At 66.4% G+C, this 14,971-nt stretch carries 14 protein-coding genes; 10 read left to right on the top strand and 4 right to left on the bottom strand.

The window, feature by feature from the left end:
• Positions 1 to 62 precede the first annotated feature (62 nt).
• The 3 genes from F3J19_RS22005 (at position 63) to F3J19_RS21995 (ending at position 2,748) form a co-directional block, all read left to right on the top strand.
• A complete protein-coding gene (locus tag F3J19_RS22005; RefSeq protein ID WP_167045978.1) occupies positions 63 to 1,199 on the top strand; it encodes a LacI family DNA-binding transcriptional regulator in 1,137 nt (378 codons plus the stop codon).
• Between the two features lie 60 nt (positions 1,200 to 1,259).
• On the top strand, positions 1,260 to 2,174 hold the full coding sequence (locus F3J19_RS22000; RefSeq protein ID WP_167045975.1) for a YhfC family intramembrane metalloprotease: 915 nt from the start codon (positions 1,260 to 1,262) through the stop codon (positions 2,172 to 2,174).
• Positions 2,175 to 2,382: 208 nt separating this feature from the next.
• On the top strand, positions 2,383 to 2,748 hold the full coding sequence (locus F3J19_RS21995; protein WP_167045972.1) for a DUF3022 domain-containing protein: 366 nt from the start codon (positions 2,383 to 2,385) through the stop codon (positions 2,746 to 2,748).
• Positions 2,749 to 2,886: 138 nt separating this feature from the next.
• Here F3J19_RS21995 and F3J19_RS21990 read toward each other — a convergent pair whose 3' ends face one another.
• On the bottom strand, positions 2,887 to 3,324 hold the full coding sequence (locus F3J19_RS21990) for a PGDYG domain-containing protein (RefSeq protein ID WP_167045970.1): 438 nt from the start codon (positions 3,322 to 3,324) through the stop codon (positions 2,887 to 2,889).
• Positions 3,325 to 3,743: 419 nt separating this feature from the next.
• The gene (locus F3J19_RS21985) at positions 3,744 to 4,271 is read right to left on the bottom strand and encodes a Spy/CpxP family protein refolding chaperone (protein ID WP_167045966.1); all 528 of its coding nucleotides are present in this window, start codon (positions 4,269 to 4,271) and stop codon (positions 3,744 to 3,746) included.
• Positions 4,272 to 4,559: 288 nt separating this feature from the next.
• Between F3J19_RS21985 and F3J19_RS21980 the strand changes: the two genes are divergently transcribed.
• Positions 4,560 to 5,018: an Lrp/AsnC family transcriptional regulator gene (locus F3J19_RS21980; RefSeq protein WP_167045963.1), complete on the top strand. Its 459-nt coding sequence runs from the start codon at positions 4,560 to 4,562 to the stop codon at positions 5,016 to 5,018.
• Between the two features lie 233 nt (positions 5,019 to 5,251).
• Positions 5,252 to 6,361 (top strand): saccharopine dehydrogenase NADP-binding domain-containing protein, encoded by a 1,110-nt coding sequence (locus F3J19_RS21975; RefSeq protein WP_167045960.1) that lies wholly within the window; start codon positions 5,252 to 5,254, stop codon positions 6,359 to 6,361.
• A 153-nt stretch (positions 6,362 to 6,514) separates the two neighbouring features.
• Here F3J19_RS21975 and F3J19_RS21970 read toward each other — a convergent pair whose 3' ends face one another.
• Together F3J19_RS21970 and cydX are read right to left on the bottom strand one after the other, a co-directional pair.
• Positions 6,515 to 7,093: an ATP-binding protein gene (locus tag F3J19_RS21970; protein WP_167045957.1), complete on the bottom strand. Its 579-nt coding sequence runs from the start codon at positions 7,091 to 7,093 to the stop codon at positions 6,515 to 6,517.
• Positions 7,090 to 7,239: a cytochrome bd-I oxidase subunit CydX gene (gene cydX, locus F3J19_RS21965; RefSeq protein WP_167045954.1), complete on the bottom strand. Its 150-nt coding sequence runs from the start codon at positions 7,237 to 7,239 to the stop codon at positions 7,090 to 7,092. The genes F3J19_RS21970 and cydX overlap by 4 nt, the downstream gene beginning before the upstream one ends.
• A gap of 476 nt (positions 7,240 to 7,715) precedes the next feature.
• Between cydX and corA the strand changes: the two genes are divergently transcribed.
• The 5 genes from corA (at position 7,716) to F3J19_RS21940 (ending at position 14,899) form a co-directional block, all read left to right on the top strand.
• Complete coding sequence (gene corA / locus F3J19_RS21960; protein ID WP_167045951.1) at positions 7,716 to 8,693, top strand: magnesium/cobalt transporter CorA; 978 nt, start codon at positions 7,716 to 7,718, stop codon at positions 8,691 to 8,693.
• Between the two features lie 503 nt (positions 8,694 to 9,196).
• A complete protein-coding gene (locus tag F3J19_RS21955) occupies positions 9,197 to 10,240 on the top strand; it encodes a LacI family DNA-binding transcriptional regulator (RefSeq protein WP_167045948.1) in 1,044 nt (347 codons plus the stop codon).
• Between the two features lie 311 nt (positions 10,241 to 10,551).
• Entirely contained in the window at positions 10,552 to 11,490 is a 939-nt protein-coding gene (gene rbsK / locus F3J19_RS21950; RefSeq protein WP_167045945.1) for a ribokinase, read from the top strand.
• 414 nt (positions 11,491 to 11,904) lie between these two features.
• On the top strand, positions 11,905 to 13,710 hold the full coding sequence (locus F3J19_RS21945; RefSeq protein WP_167045942.1) for a methyl-accepting chemotaxis protein: 1,806 nt from the start codon (positions 11,905 to 11,907) through the stop codon (positions 13,708 to 13,710).
• Positions 13,711 to 14,137: 427 nt separating this feature from the next.
• On the top strand, positions 14,138 to 14,899 hold the full coding sequence (locus F3J19_RS21940) for a hydratase (RefSeq protein WP_167045939.1): 762 nt from the start codon (positions 14,138 to 14,140) through the stop codon (positions 14,897 to 14,899).
• Positions 14,900 to 14,971 lie beyond the last annotated feature (72 nt).

Below are 14,971 nucleotides of genomic sequence, written 5' to 3'. Positions count from 1 at the left end.
AGATCGATGCCGAAGCGCGCGCCGAGCCCGCCAACCGATATGAACGATGAACCTGTAAGCCGATGAGCACGCCATCCGCCACGCCGCGCCGCGCGACGATCACCGACGTCGCGCGCGAAGCCGGCACCGGCAAGACCAGCATCTCGCGCTATCTGAACGGCGAGATGAACGTGCTGTCGCCCGAGCTGCGCGCGCGCATCGAAGCGGCGATCGAGCGGCTCGACTATCAGCCGAACCAGATGGCGCGCGGGCTCAAGCGCGGACGCAACCGGCTGATCGGTATGCTGGTCGCCGACCTGACCAATCCCTATTCGGTCGAAGTGCTGCAAGGTGTCGAGGCGGCTTGCCACGCGCTCGGCCTGATGCCGCTGATTTGCCACGCGGCCAACGAAGTGGAGATGGAGCGGCGCTACCTGCAACTGCTCACGACCTATCGCGTGGAAGGCGTGATCGTCAACGCGCTCGGCGTGCGCGAGGAAACGCTGCGGCCCGTCGGCGAGGGCGGGATTCCGGCGGTGCTCGTCGATCGGCAGGTGGAAGGACTCGTCGCCGATATGGTCGGGCTCGACAATCGCGCCGCGGCCGAACTCGGCACGCGGCATCTGCTCGAACAGGGTTTCGAGCACATCTGGTTCATCGTGCAGCCGTTCGAACAGGTCAGCTCGCGGCATCTGCGCGTGGAGGCGTTCGGCGCCGCGCTGCATGCGCAGAACCAGGCGCACGGCCATACGCTGGTGTTGAATCTCGCGGATGCGGCCGAGGTCGAGCGCAGCCTCGCGGAACTGGATCGCGCGATCGAGGCGGTGAGCGGCCTTGACCTCGGCCGCAGCGTCGATAGCGACACCGGCAGCATGAGCGGGACCGGAACCGGCAGCGTGAGCGGCCAGCACATCGCGAATAACGCGCACGCAACCGCCCGCATCGCGCTATTCGCGGCCAACGCGCCGGTCGCACTCTGTCTCGCCTTGCATCTGAAGGCGCGGTACGGCGCGCACTGGCAAAGCCGCGTCGCGCTCCTCTCCATCGACGACCCCGACTGGGCCGAGCTCGCCGGCGTCACGACGATCCGTCAGCCGACCTATGAAATCGGCTATCGCGCGGTCGAGTTTCTGCACGAGCGCATCGAGGGCGCGCAAACCGGCGCGCGCGACTGTCTGCTGCCGGGCGAACTGATCGTGCGCGCGTCGACTTCGCGCTGATCTGCGATCATTCGGGCTGCGGCGCGCAGCGGGTGCGCGCCGGTCATCGCAAGGAAATTCATGGTCGTCGCACCACTTACTCTCGCGAGCCTCGTGCTCGCCACGCTCGTTATCGCCGCGTTGCCGTTCCTGATCTACCGGCAGTTGCGCAAGCCGCTTGCGCTGAAACCGCGCGACGCGATCGCCGGCGTCGCTGTGTTCGCCTTGTTCGCGATGGTGATCGAGCGCGCCTTGCACGACTACCTGCTGCGCGGCAACCAGACGACCGCCGCGTTTCTCTCGCATCCGCTGGCTTTTGTCGTGTACGGCGCGCTGGCCGCGGGCATCTGCGAGGAAGTCGGGCGGTTTGTCGGCATGCGCTTTCTGGTCAGGCGCGCGATGGCGAAAGCGGCCGCTGGCACGCCCCGGGTTGCGGCGGGCGAAGGCCGTCCCGATGCCAAAGCCGACCTCAAGATTCGCGCGGGCGCGCAAGCCAGCGCACGCACGGCCGCCTTGCGCGCGGACGATGGCGCTGCGCTCAGCTACGGCCTCGGCCACGGTGGCGCCGAAGCGTGGATGGTCGGCGTGCTCGTGCAATTCCAGTGGATGCTGTTTGCGATCCTCGAAAACCGCGGCCAACTCAGCGGCTACCTGGGCGACCTGCCGGACGAAGCGGTGATGCGCATCCATCTGATTCTGGCGAGCCTCACGCCGCAGATGGCCGGTGTCTTCGCGATCGAACGCGCGGCCGCGCTGGTGTTTCAGATCGGCCTGTCGGTGCTGATGTGGCGCGGCATGCAGGCGGGCTGGCGCGGCATCCTGCCGCTCGCGATCGTGCTGCATGCGCTGATCGACGTGCCCGCCGCGCTGTTCCAGGCGCGGCTTGTGCCGCTCGCAGCAGTGGACGCCGTGTATGCGGTGCTGGCGGTGATCGTGGTCGGAGTGCTGGTGCGCCGGTATCGGCGGCCGGAAGCGGGTGAGGCAAGGGCGCATTGACGGAGAGGGCGGCGGGGTGGCTGCGAGTGGCGCGATAATCTGTCGAGCCCTCGCTGCGCCACGCGCCGCATCGGACCGATGGGCGCCGGATGGCGGGTAGAAGGGCGGGCAGTGGGCAAACGATAGCCGTGAGCGCCTCGCTATCGACCGTGCCTTTCTCTAAAATGCGCCTACCTTTTTCCAGTATCCCGATTTTGCGGCGGCCTTCATGGAAGCTTACCAATACGACTGCGCGAATCCCGAGTTCGAGGAGCTGGCGCGCGTCATCAGCGATCTCTTTCCCGAGCAGACGCAGTTCATCCAGCGCGCATCCGACGACGGCACGCCCACGCTGGCGATCCACTGGGTGGCGATGCGCTTCGGCTCGACCGCGCGCCGTATCGAGATGACGGTGGTGATCGCGCCGGCCGCGCTCGCGCGTTATCGCGCGTTGCCGGCCCGGTTGCGCGGACGCAGCTTCGCGGTGTTGCGGGCGTATGTCGAGGCGAGCCTCGGCTCGCTCGAAGAGATGTATGCGAACGGCGAAGCCGTGCCGCGCGACGTCACGGTGGATCTCGGCGACGAATTCGCCTGACGCGCGTCGCTCGCTGCGGTGCTAAAACGGTTCGGGGCCGATCCGGGGGGCAGCCGGAACGGCGCAACTGGGATGCGCTCGATTCGCGATTCGACTTGCGGTTCAATTCGCGGCTCAGTTTGCGACTCGATTCGCAGCTCAATCCGCGAGCCGATACACCTTCGCGAAGCGCGCGGCCTGCACGACGCCGTAGTCGCCGGGCGCATATTGCATGACCCAGTCGCCGGCGGCGCCGTGCAGCACGTCGCTGCCAGCGGCGGAGCGGGCCAGCGAGAAAGCTTCGTTCATCTGCCGGGCCAGCACGACGGCCGGGCGATTGCGATAGGCGCCGGGCTCGCCGTGCGCGAGGGCCGGGTCGGCGGGCACGTATTTGGCGTCGAAGCGTTCGCGCGACACGACCCAGCGGTCGCCGGTCGAGCCGGTGATCAACGCGTCGCCGCGCGCGTAGCGATTCGGGCCTTCGAGGCTCATTAACTGGCCTTCGACTGCGGCGAATTCGACGCCGACCGTTTCGTCCTTGACGACGCGTTGGGCGTGCGGATCGTCACGCAGATCGAGATTCCTGAGTTCGGTCATGAAGCGGATGGATAGTTGAGATTAGAGCGCGGAACGGCCGTGGTGCGTTGCCGTTTTGCGTCGAAAACTGAAGCCCACGGTTGTAGCGGATACCGCCGCACACCCGAATCATGCCAGATGCGTTTGCGGGCCGGGCTGTTTTGAGATGAGACGCGCCTTGTTTCCGGCGGTGAAAAGAGAGCGGGCGAGAGCAGCCGACGTACAAGCAGGCGCACACAAGGACGAAGGTATGCACGGGCTTACCGCCTGCGCGCGCAGGCGGACGTCCCGCGCAAAAACGCCGATCGGCGCGAAGTGATGAGGCCAACGTTACAAGGCCAAAGCCACGACGCCGACATGACGCCGCAAAGCGGACCGACCGGAGATCGAAGACCGTGGCCCGCTTGCGCGACGAGGTTCGCCGCGCAAGCGTCGATGCCTTACTGCTTCGCCGCCGCGTCGCTTGCCGGTTCCGCCGCCGCCTTGCCGGCCTTGCCCTTGCCGTGATGGCCGCCGCGATGGTGAGCGCCGCCTTCCGGGCCGCCGCGATGGAACGTCGCGTCGGCGAGCTTCTTCTGCTCCGGCGACATGCTGCTATAGAGCGGGTCGAACGCGTCGACGAGCTTCTTCATGCCGTCCGCATGCGCCTGGGCGATCTGCGCGTACTGCTTCATGTCGTCGAGCGCGCTCACGTTCGCCGCGGCCTTGCGCTGCTGGAACAGCTGGCCCATCGTCTCGCCGTTGTCGCGCATCACGTCGGCGAATGCCTTCCATTGCGTTTCCTGTGCCGATGTGATCTTCAGTTGCGAGTGCAGATAGGCGATGCGGTCTTCGACGTTGCGTGCGTAGCCGGCCTTGGCCGCCGGGGCCGAGGCGGCGCTCTGCGGGGTCGCCGCGGGCGCGGAAGCCTGGGCGAACGCGCCGCCCATCGAAACGGCCGTAGCCAGCATAACCAGTGCTTTTTTCATCGAAACTCCTGATGTCGGTTCGTATTGGGACAAGGCGCGCGGCGGCGAACCGTCGCGCACCCATGGCGAATAGCGGCGCACGGCGACCGGCTGCCGCATCCGCCCGTCACCGCTATTAGTAACACGATATGCCTACAATACGTTTCCAGTGCGACAAACGCTTACAACCGAAACGAAAGGGAAATGGGCTGCGGGGCTGTCCACAGCCGATTTCGCACACCGTTGTCCAGCCTCTTGCCGGGACGCGCGATAATCCGCCATACCGCCGACCCACTTTCCTTTCCTTCGATGAGACCACCGCGCCTCGACCAGCTCGACGACCTCGACCGCAGCCTCGTTGCCCTGCTGCAAGCCAACGCCCGCGAAAGCGTCGCCAGTCTCGCGCGCCAGCTCGGCATCGCGCGCACGACCGTGATCGCGCGCATCGCGCGGCTCGAACGCAGCAACGTGATCGCCGGCTATAGCGTGCGGCTCGGTCAGGACGTGCTCGATTCGAGCATCGTCGCGTATGTCGGCATCATCATCGCGCCGAAGTACGGGCCGGCCGTGCAGAAGCGCCTCGCGAAAATGCCCGAGGTGCAGTTGCTATGCGCGGTGAGCGGCGAGTTCGATTACGTCGCGTGGCTGCGCGCCGATTCGCCCGAGCGGCTCAACGATCTGCTCGATCAGATCGGCGGTCTCGAAGGCGTCGAACGCACGACGACGTCGATCATTCTCGCGCGCAAGATCGACCGCGGCACGGTATGAGTCGGCTCAATCGACCATTCGCGTTAACAACTTTTTAATGATTTTTCGACAGATCGCCTGACGGCTTCGTCATAACGTCGAACTTTATGGTCATAGCGCAGCATTTTGCGCATATGAACTGTTCTCGCTTCTTCCTACACTGTCCTTGAAGGGTTCGGCCCGCGGGCGCCGCATGCCAAGCGCGGCGCGCCTGCCTGGCTCGGAGACGGCACACGGACAACAAGGAGAAGCACATGAAAGTAGCGATTGTTGGCGCGGGCCTGATCGGTCACACGATTGCCCATCTGTTGCGGGAGACCGGTGACTACGACGTCGTCGCATTCGACCGCGATCCGCACGCGCTCGATAAGCTCGCCGTCCAGGGCATCTCGACGCGCCGCGTCGATTCCGCCGATGCCGCCGCGCTGCGCGCCGCGATCCAGGGCTTCGACGTGCTCGTCAACGCGCTGCCGTACTACCTCGCGGTCAACGTCGCGTCGGCGGCAAAGGGCGCGGGCGTGCACTATTTCGACCTGACCGAGGACGTGCGCGCGACCCACGCGATCCGTGCGCTCGCCGAAGACGCCGGGCATGCGTTCATGCCGCAATGCGGTCTCGCGCCGGGTTTCATCGGTATTGCCGCGCACGAACTCGCGAACCGCTTCACGGAAATCCGCGACGTGAAAATGCGCGTCGGCGCACTGCCGGAATTCCCGACCAACGCGCTGAAGTACAACCTGACGTGGAGCGTCGACGGTCTCATCAACGAGTATTGCCAGCCCTGCGAAGCGATTCGCGACAGCCGCACGCTGTGGGTGCAGCCGCTCGAAGGTCTCGAACATTTTTCGCTCGACGGCATCGAGTACGAAGCGTTCAACACGTCGGGCGGTCTCGGCACGCTGTGCGAGACGCTGGCGGGCCGCGTCGAATCGCTCGATTACAAGTCGGTGCGCTATCCGGGCCATCGCAACCTGATGCAGTTCCTGCTCGAAGACCTGCGTCTGTCGAGCGACCGCGACACGCTGAAGACGATCATGCGGCGCGCGGTGCCTGCGACCGAGCAGGACGTCGTGCTCGTGTTCATCACGGTGAGCGGCATGCGCGACGGTCAGCTCGTGCAGGAGGTGTTCACCCGCAAGGTCTTCGCGAAGACCGTCGGCGGCGTGCCGATGAGCGCGATCCAGATCACGACGGCCGGCGCGATGTGCGCGGTGCTCGATCTGTTCCGCGAACGCAGGCTGCCGCACCAGGGCTTCGTGCGCCAGGAGCAGGTGTCGCTCGGCGAATTCCTGGCGAATCGTTTTGGGAAGCTCTACGAAGGGCAGCCGTTCGAGGCGAGGGTGCGGGCGGCGGCCGCGGTTTGAGGGCGTGCCGGTTCGAGGGTTGAAGGTTTTGATATGTCGGGACGAGGGGCGTCGCGGTCGAGCCCACGGGCTGCGACGCGCTCATGGAGCCTGAGCGCATCCGCGCAAACTTTATCGCACGTGCGGTTCGTCATCTGCCTGGTTCATCACCCGTCAGGCAACGAGCCGCGCCAGCAGCGCATCGTAATCCGCCTGCGTCGGCGCGGTGTTGTCGAACATCAGCAGATCGTCGCAAGCCGCGCCGCTCGGCACGAAGCGCCGTTGCCGGTACTCGTCCCAGTGCGCGAGCTTGTATGCGTCGTTCGGATTCGCGCGTGCGACGATCCGCTGCCGCGCCGTGTCTTCCGACGTGTGAACCCAGACGACACGCAACTCGACGTCTTGCGCGACGCCGAGCCATGCGTGATCGAACAGTTTGCGCTCGCGTACTTCGCGCGACAGCGGTCCGATCACCAGTGCGCTGATGCCAAGTTCGAGATTGTCGCGCGCGGTGTCGATGAGCCCGCGATACTCGGGGTCGCGCAGATGCTGCAGAAAAAGCGGGCTGTCGCGGTCGTTCGGATCGCCGGTCAGCATTGCCATCGCAGCCGCGCTGTAGCCGCCGAACAGCGTGTCCTTGTCGAGCAGGCAGAAGGGTTGGCCGCTCGCCTTCATCAACGGCGCGAGCAGCTTTTTCGCGAGCGTCGTCTTGCCCGTGCCCGCATGACCGCAAAAGAAAACCAGCGACGTCACGAAGGCGAATCTCCCGATGCAGCGGCGTCCTCACCGGGGGGCTGCGGATCGCGCGCGAACTTGCCGTTGGTCTCGAGCCACATGACGTTGATGATGCCGAAACCGAGGGCCACGCCCACGCCGAGAATCCAGGTGAAATACCACATCGCAGTCTCCTTGAACACGCGTCCGGCGACGCGTGCATGAAGCCGGCATGAAGCGGCATAAAGGCCGGCAAACGAGGGCGGCGGGGCGCGGCGCGTAATCGCAGGGCTTGTTGCTGCGGCCTCGCCCGCGTCCGACTCCGTCCGGTTTCCCGCAGCGGATGCGCCGAAGTACGGTACGGCGCGCACCGCAACGTCCGCACGCGGCCACCTTCAGGTCGATCATGAAGAAGAACGCCGCGCCACGCAAGAGGCGCGGCCCCTGGCCGTTCGGCCAGGCTGGCGGAATGGTCGTGCGTTGCTATCATGCAGGGCAGTCATGCGAGCGTTCGCGCGCTTTCGCGATGCGCTCGCGTGCGCGGATGGCGAGCGCGTCCCCAATCTGAATTAATGCCGGCCGCGACGACCGCCTTGCGAAGCGCTGATGCGCGAGGCAAGGCGAAGCGCGAGGCGGACTTCGTTTTCAAGGTAATCCGAACATGCTGATCAATTGCGCCGCCTATCAGGACGGCCGGAAACTCGCCGACATCGAGATCGAGAACATCAGCGACTACGTCGCGCGTCCCGAGTGCTTCGTCTGGGTCGCGCTGAAAGACCCGGACGCCGGCGAACTCGCGATGATGAAAGACGAGTTCAATCTGCACGAACTCGCGATCGAGGACGCCCAGAACGGCCATCAGCGTCCGAAGATCGAGGAGTACGGCGATTCGCTGTTCGCCGTGATGCACACGGTCGAGACCGACGACGACGGCGAACTGATGATCGGCGAAGTCGACGTGTTCGTCGGCAGCAACTACGTGCTGTCGGTGCGCCGCGGCACGCGCACCGGCTTCCAGAACGTGCGCGCGCGCTGCGAGCGCGAGCCGCATCTGCTCAAGGAAGGCTCGGCGTTCGTGCTGTATGCGCTCGTCGATGACGTGGTCGATCGTTATTTTCCGGTCATCGAGGCGATGAGCACCGAGCTCGAAGCGCTCGAAGACCGCATCTTCGACAAGAACGATTCGGCCGCCTCGCGCGCGATCGTGCAGGACCTCTATTCGATGAAGCGCCGGCTCGTGATCCTGCAGCACCATATCGTGCCGCTGCAGGAAGCGCTCGGCAAGCTGACGGGCGGGCGCATTCCGAGCATGTGCTCGGGCATGCAGGCCTATTTTCGCGACGTCTACGACCACCTCGAACGGATCGTCCGGACCATCGAGGGACGCCGCGAAATCGTCGTGACCGCGGTGCAGGTCAACCTCGGCATGATCTCGCTCGCGGAGAGCGAGATCACCAAGCGGCTCGGCTCGTTCGCGGCGCTGTTCGCGGTGCCGACGATGATCGCGGGCATCTACGGGATGAACTTCGAGCGGATTCCCGAACTCCATTTCAAGTACGGCTATCCGGTCGTTCTGCTCGTCATGCTGGTCATCGACGTCGTGCTGTTCCAGCGCTTTCGCAAGGCCGGCTGGCTGTAGCCGGCCCCGGTTCAAGGGCGCTCGCGCAACGGATGCGCGGCCGCTTCGCCATGCACGAACAGGGCGCGAGGAAGGACGCGAGAAAGCGCGGGCGCCGGCAAGGCGACGCAAGCGGTGCCGGATGACGTGGCAAAAAATGTCACAAATTGGCTAAAAAGTCGTAGTGAAAGCGGTTCCATAACCAGCGGCTCCGCATTTATTCAGCAAATGCTCAAGAAAGTCGCCGGGCTGCCGTTAAATCCGGAGATAAGCGTCATGGCCGATCGATCGTGGCGCGCCGCGGCGGGCCACACACGGGGCGACAAGCACGAGCGGCGTGCAGGATGGGCGAGGTGTGAGGTGCGGAGCAAGGCGGCGCCGCGGACACGACCTTGTCCGCCAACCCCTCGGTGCCGCCCGCGAGCGGCAAGCCAGCCGCACACGGTCCGATCGACCGCGACGAAACTGCATGGGATGGGAGTCAGCGCCGAAGCGCACTCCGATCGACAGGAGAGCAACAGGTTATGGCGACGATCAAGGATGTAGCGGCTGTGGCGGGCGTGTCGTTCACGACGGTATCGCATGTGGTGAACAACTCGCGCCCGGTATCGGCCGACGTGCGCGCGAAAGTCGAACACGCGATCCGTCAACTGCACTATGTGCCGTCGGCGGTGGCGCGCTCGCTGAAGGCGCGCGCCACCGCGACGATCGGACTCGTGGTGCCGAACAGCACGAACCCGTATTTCGCGGAACTCGCGCGCGGCATCGAGGACGGCTGCGCGCGCAACGGCTACTGCGTGTTCTTCTGCAATTCCGACGACGACCCCGCCAAGCAGCGCAACTATCTGCGCGTGCTGCAGGAAAAGCGCATCGACGGGCTGATCGTCGCGTCGGCCGGCGACGACGCGGTGCTCGCGCAGACGCTCGCCGACTCGCGCGAGCCGCTTGTCGTGGTCGATCGCAACATCGAGGGGCTCAACGCGGACCTCGTGCAGATCGACCACGAAAAGGGCGCCTATCTCGCGACGCGCCATCTGCTCGAACTCGGCCACGCGCGGATCGGCTGCATCACGGGGCCAGTGCAGACGGCGGTCAGCGCGATGCGCGTGCACGGCTTTATCCGCGCGATGACCGAGCGCGGCATCGAGATTGCGGATGGCGCGATCGTCGAAAGCGATTTTTCGGGCACGGGCGGCCATCGCGCGGCCGCGCAACTGTTCGAGACGGTCAGGCCGACGGCGATTTTCGCGGGCAACGACATGATGGGCATCGGCGCGCTGCGCGCCGCGGCCGAGCGCAATATCAGCGTGCCGCGCGACTGTTCGATCATCGGTTTCGACGATATCGAGCTCGGGCGTTTCACGTTTCCGTCGCTGTCTACGGTCGGGCAGTCGGTGCGCGCGCTCGGCGACATGGCCGCGCAGACCTTGATCGAGCGGATCGCCGAGGCTTCGTCGGGCAATGGCGCGCGCGCGCCGGCGAAGCGGCGCGTGGTGTCGCCGCGCCTGATCGTGCGGGAGTCGACCGCGGCGTGGGCGGGCGAGGCCCGGCGCGATCAGGCGGCGTGACCGTGCGTATGAGTGACCATGCGTATGAGTGACCATGCGTATGAGTGACCATGCGTATGAGTGACCATGCGTATGAGTGACCATGCGTATGAGTGACCATGCGTATGAGTGACCATGCGTATGAGGCGGCGCCCGCACGAAGAAGTGCACCTATGACGCTTGGCACGCATGAAGCGGCACCTGCATAAAGTAACGCACGCGTAAAAAACACGCACCAACGCACATAAATAAGACAACGCACGCATAAGATCGCCACCACGGCAGGCATCCGGTAGCGGTTCAGCCTCGCGGCGCACAACGGAGACAGGCAAGTGGCACACAACCAAACGGCTGCGCGCGTGACGGTGGTCGGCAGTCTGAACATGGACCTCGTGGTGCGCGCGCCGCGTCTGCCGCATCCGGGCGAGACGCTTGCCGGCCGCACGTTCGCCCAGGTCGCGGGCGGCAAGGGCGGCAACCAGGCGGTCGCGGCCGCGCGGCTCGGCGCGCGGGTGTCGATGCTCGGCTGCCTTGGCGCCGATGCGAACGGCGCGCAGTTGCGCGCCGGCCTCGACGCGGAAGGGATCGATTGCACCGCGCTCGAAACCGGCGCCGAGGCGAGCGGCGTTGCGCTGATTACCGTCGATGACGCGAGCCAGAACGCAATCGTGATCGTCGCGGGCAGCAACGGCGAAGTGACGCCCGCGACGATCGCGCGCCATGAAGCGGCCATCGCCGCCGCGGACGTCGTGATCTGCCAGCTCGAAACGCCGCCGCAGGCGGTGCGCGCGGCCCTTGCCGCGGCGCGCCGGCTCGGCAAGATCGTGATCCTCAATCCCGCGCCCGCCACCGGACCGTTGCCGGCCGACTGGCTGCCGCTCGTCGACTATCTGATTCCGAACGAACTCGAAGTGGCCGCGCTAAGCGGCCTGCGGGCCGATTCGCCCGACGCCGCCGCGCAAGCCGCCGCCGCGCTGCAAGCGGCCGGCGCGCGCAACGTGCTCGTCACGCTCGGCGCGTGCGGTGTGCTCGCCGCGCTCGAAGACGCGGCCGCCACTCACTACGATGCGCCGAAAGTCGCGGCGGTCGATACGACCGCGGCCGGCGATACGTTCATCGGCGGCTTCGCGGCGCAACTCGCGCAGGGCGCGAGCGTCGACGCGGCGATCCGCTTCGCGCAGCGCGCCGCGGCGCTTTCGGTGACACGCGCGGGCGCCCAGCCGTCGATTCCGACGCGAGCCGAGGTCGACGCTTTCGCCTCATTGGCCTGAGCCCGGCTCGCCTCGCCTCGCCTCGGCAAGGCAAGGCAAGGCAAGGCAAGGCAAAAACAAAACGCCGCTCGCTTTCTCCGCCTGCGCCAAAACAGGATCAGCCGGCTTCGCCTCACCCGGCGTCCCGCGCCCGGGTTCTGCCGCGGCAACCTCAAAACTCACGCGCCACCCAGCCTCGCCAGCGCTCGCTGCCTGCCCTGATCTCACCGTTTCAAAGCCCAACTCGCTTTCAACTGCTTACAACGTCTTTTTTCATGGACTTGAGCGTCGCGGGCTTCAAATGCTTCAAGTCTGCGAAGGCCCTGCCGTAAACGGGACTGGAAGCACGCACACAACAAAGCGCCGGAACCCGATTGTCACGCCGCCGCCATGCTGCGAATGCCGCCTCTCACTTTGCACAGCCACAGGAACACCATGTTGAACAAGGGCATTACGATCAAGGCGCGAATCGGCCTCACGATGGCTTTCCTCGCCGTGTTGCTGGTCGCGATCAGCGTTTTCGGCTTATTCGGCATCAGCCGTTCGAATAGCGCCTACCAGGACACCTTCACCAACGCGATGCCGAGCGCGACCGCCATCGATAACGCCGAGGTGTACACGGCGCGCGAGCGGCTCGTGCTCGACCGCGCCGCGTTCATGGGCGGCTCGCCCGAAGTCGCGGCGACGCTGGAGCGCGCGCGCCTGATGCGCGAGACGTCCGACACGTGGTGGAAAAAATATCTGGACCTGCCGCGCGACGCCAATGAGGACCGGCTCGCGCAGGACGTCACGGCGAAGCGCGACGCGCTGCATCAACGCATGGACGCGTTCGCGGCGGTCATCGCGGCGAACGATCATGACAAGATGGTCGGGAGCGGGAAGGGCCTGCAGGAGGATTACAACGCGCTCTCGCTCGCCGACGACGCGCTGCGCAAATTCCAGTTCGACTCGGCGAGGCAGGGTTACGACTCCGCGCAAGGCAGTTTCGACCTGTTCCGCATGGTCAGCATCGGCTCGCTGGTGGCGGGCGTGATTGCGGCGCTGCTGTCGTATCTGACGCTGAGCCGCGCGATCTCGCGGCCGCTCGACGAAGCGCTCGGCCACTTCGACGCGATCGCGGCCGGCGATCTGCGCCGGCCGGTCGTCGTCACGTCGCGCGACGAAATGGGGCAACTGCTCGACGGCATCGCCAGAATGCAGCGCAGCCTCACCGAAACGGTACGCAGCGTGCGCAGCGGCAGCGAGTCGATCGCGACCGCGACGCGCCAGATCGCCGCGGGCAACATCGATCTGTCGTCGCGCACCGAGGAGCAGGCGTCGGCGCTGCAGGAAACCGCGTCGAGCATGGACCAGCTGACCGGCACGGTCAAACAGAACGCCGACAACGCGCGCCAGGCCAGCTCGCTCGCGGCCAACGCGTCGGAGATCGCCAACAAGGGCAGCGCGGTGGTCGGCCAGGTGGTCGGCACGATGGGCGACATCAACCAGAGCTCGGCGAAGATCGCGGACATCATTTCGATCATCGAGGGCATTGCGTTCCAGACCAATATCCTCGCGCTCAACGCCGCCGTCGAGGCGGCGCGCGCCGGCGAGGAAGGGCGCGGCTTCGCGGTCGTCGCGGGCGAGGTGCGCAGCCTCGCGCAGCGCTCGTCGGCGGCGGCCAAGGAGATCAAGGAACTGATCGACACCTCGGTCGAGCGCGTGCAGTCGGGCTCGGCGCTCGTCGACGAGGCGGGCCGCACGATGACCGAGATCATCGGCGCAGTGCAGCGCGTGACCGACATCATGGGCGAGATTGCGGCGGCGTCGGAAGAGCAGAGCGGCGGCATCGACCAGGTCGCGCGCGCGGTCACGCAGATGGACGAGGTCACGCAGCAGAATGCCGCGCTCGTCGAAGAGGCGGCGGCCGCGGCGGCGTCGCTCGAAGAGCAGGCGGCGCACCTGCGCACGGCCGTGGCGGTGTTCCAGGTCGATGACGGCGGGCAGCACCCGCAGCGCGTGCAGACCGCCGGCGCACCGAGGCGCGCGATGCCGGCGGGGGCGTCGGCGGGTTTGTCCAATACCGTTCGCGCACGCAAGCTCATGCATGCCGGTGCGCCTGCTGCCCTGCCGGGCAAGGCTTCGGCGGCGATGACGTCCGCGATGGCATCCGAAGCGCCGCTGGCGATGGCCGCGCCTGTGCGGGCGTCCACTCAGGCTGCCGCGAGCGCCGGCGGCGATCAGGATTGGGAAACGTTCTGACGTGACGTGCCCGCTGGCGAAGCGCGCGTCGGCTTTGGTTTTCCGCGCTTCCATCTGTTCCAGGGCAACGCGGCGCCAGCGCAGCCATATCGGAACATTCATTCCCGACTAACTCGCCCCGGACAGCCTCTTTCTGCGCATTCCCGCGCGTTCCGCGCGGCGGGACGACGACGGGCCACGCCGATGACAATCCACGGATCCAAGACCGCGCATGCGCCCGCATCCGCGGTCTTTTTTATGACACGCGCGTGAATTGACGTTTGCGTGACTCGGGCTCTCCCCGGCGCGCGCCGCGATCCGGTACATTGACGGGCACGGCCACGACCCGAGCCGGCGCCGGCCGGCGCCCCACGTGGCTTGCCCCCGAGCGCGATACCGTCGCGACGCCCCGATGAACCGTTCCATGCGCCAGCCAGAAAGGACCGACATGACGCGATACGATCTTGTGCAACGCCTCGTCGAGGCACGCCGGCAGCATCGCCCGATCGATGCGCCCGCACCCGACAGCCTGCCGCCCGATGCGGCGACCGCCTATGCGATCCAGCAGGCGGTCATCGCGGGCCTCGGCGAGTCGACCGGCGCGTGGAAGATCGGCGCGAAAACGCCGGGCGGCGCCGCGTCGGGCGCGCCGATTCCGGCGTCGCTCGCGGTGCCGTCGCCGGCGCGGCTCGCGCATGACGGGTTCTTCCGCGTGCTGCTCGAACTCGAAATCGCGTTTCGTTTCGACGAGACGATCGAGCCGCGCAACGACGCGTATGCGCGCAACGAGGTGCTCGCGAAGCTTGGCGTCGCGCTGCCCGCGATCGAGATCGTCGACAGCCGCTTCGCCGAGTGGCCCAACGTCGCACCGCTCGCGCAACTGGCCGACGCGCAGAACAACGGCGCGCTGATCACCGGGCATCCGGTCGCGTATGCGGGCCTCGCGCGCAGCTTCGATTTCGTCTCGCCGGAGCTCGAACTCAGCGTCAACGGCCGCTCGCTCGTGCCGGAAGCGACCGGCAATCCGGCCGGCGATCCGCGCGAGTTGCTCGTGTGGTTCGTCAACCATTGCGCTGCAATGGGTATCACGATCGAACCCGGCTGGACGATCACCACCGGTTCGTACGTCGGCGCGCACAAGGTCGGCGAGCCGGGCATCGTGCGCGGCCATATCGACGGCCTCGGCGAAGTGGAAATCGAGCTGACCTGAGCGAACACACCGCAGCGGCGCGCCCGCGCCTGTCACCACCGCTGACGAAGCATCATGCAAACGGCTGCCCGA

Source organism: Burkholderia sp. Ax-1724 (assembly GCF_011752995.1).
Classification (GTDB): Bacteria; Pseudomonadota; Gammaproteobacteria; order Burkholderiales; family Burkholderiaceae; genus Paraburkholderia.
The sequence above is the reverse complement of the archived record's forward strand: the minus strand, read 5'-3'. Positions and strand labels throughout refer to the sequence as shown.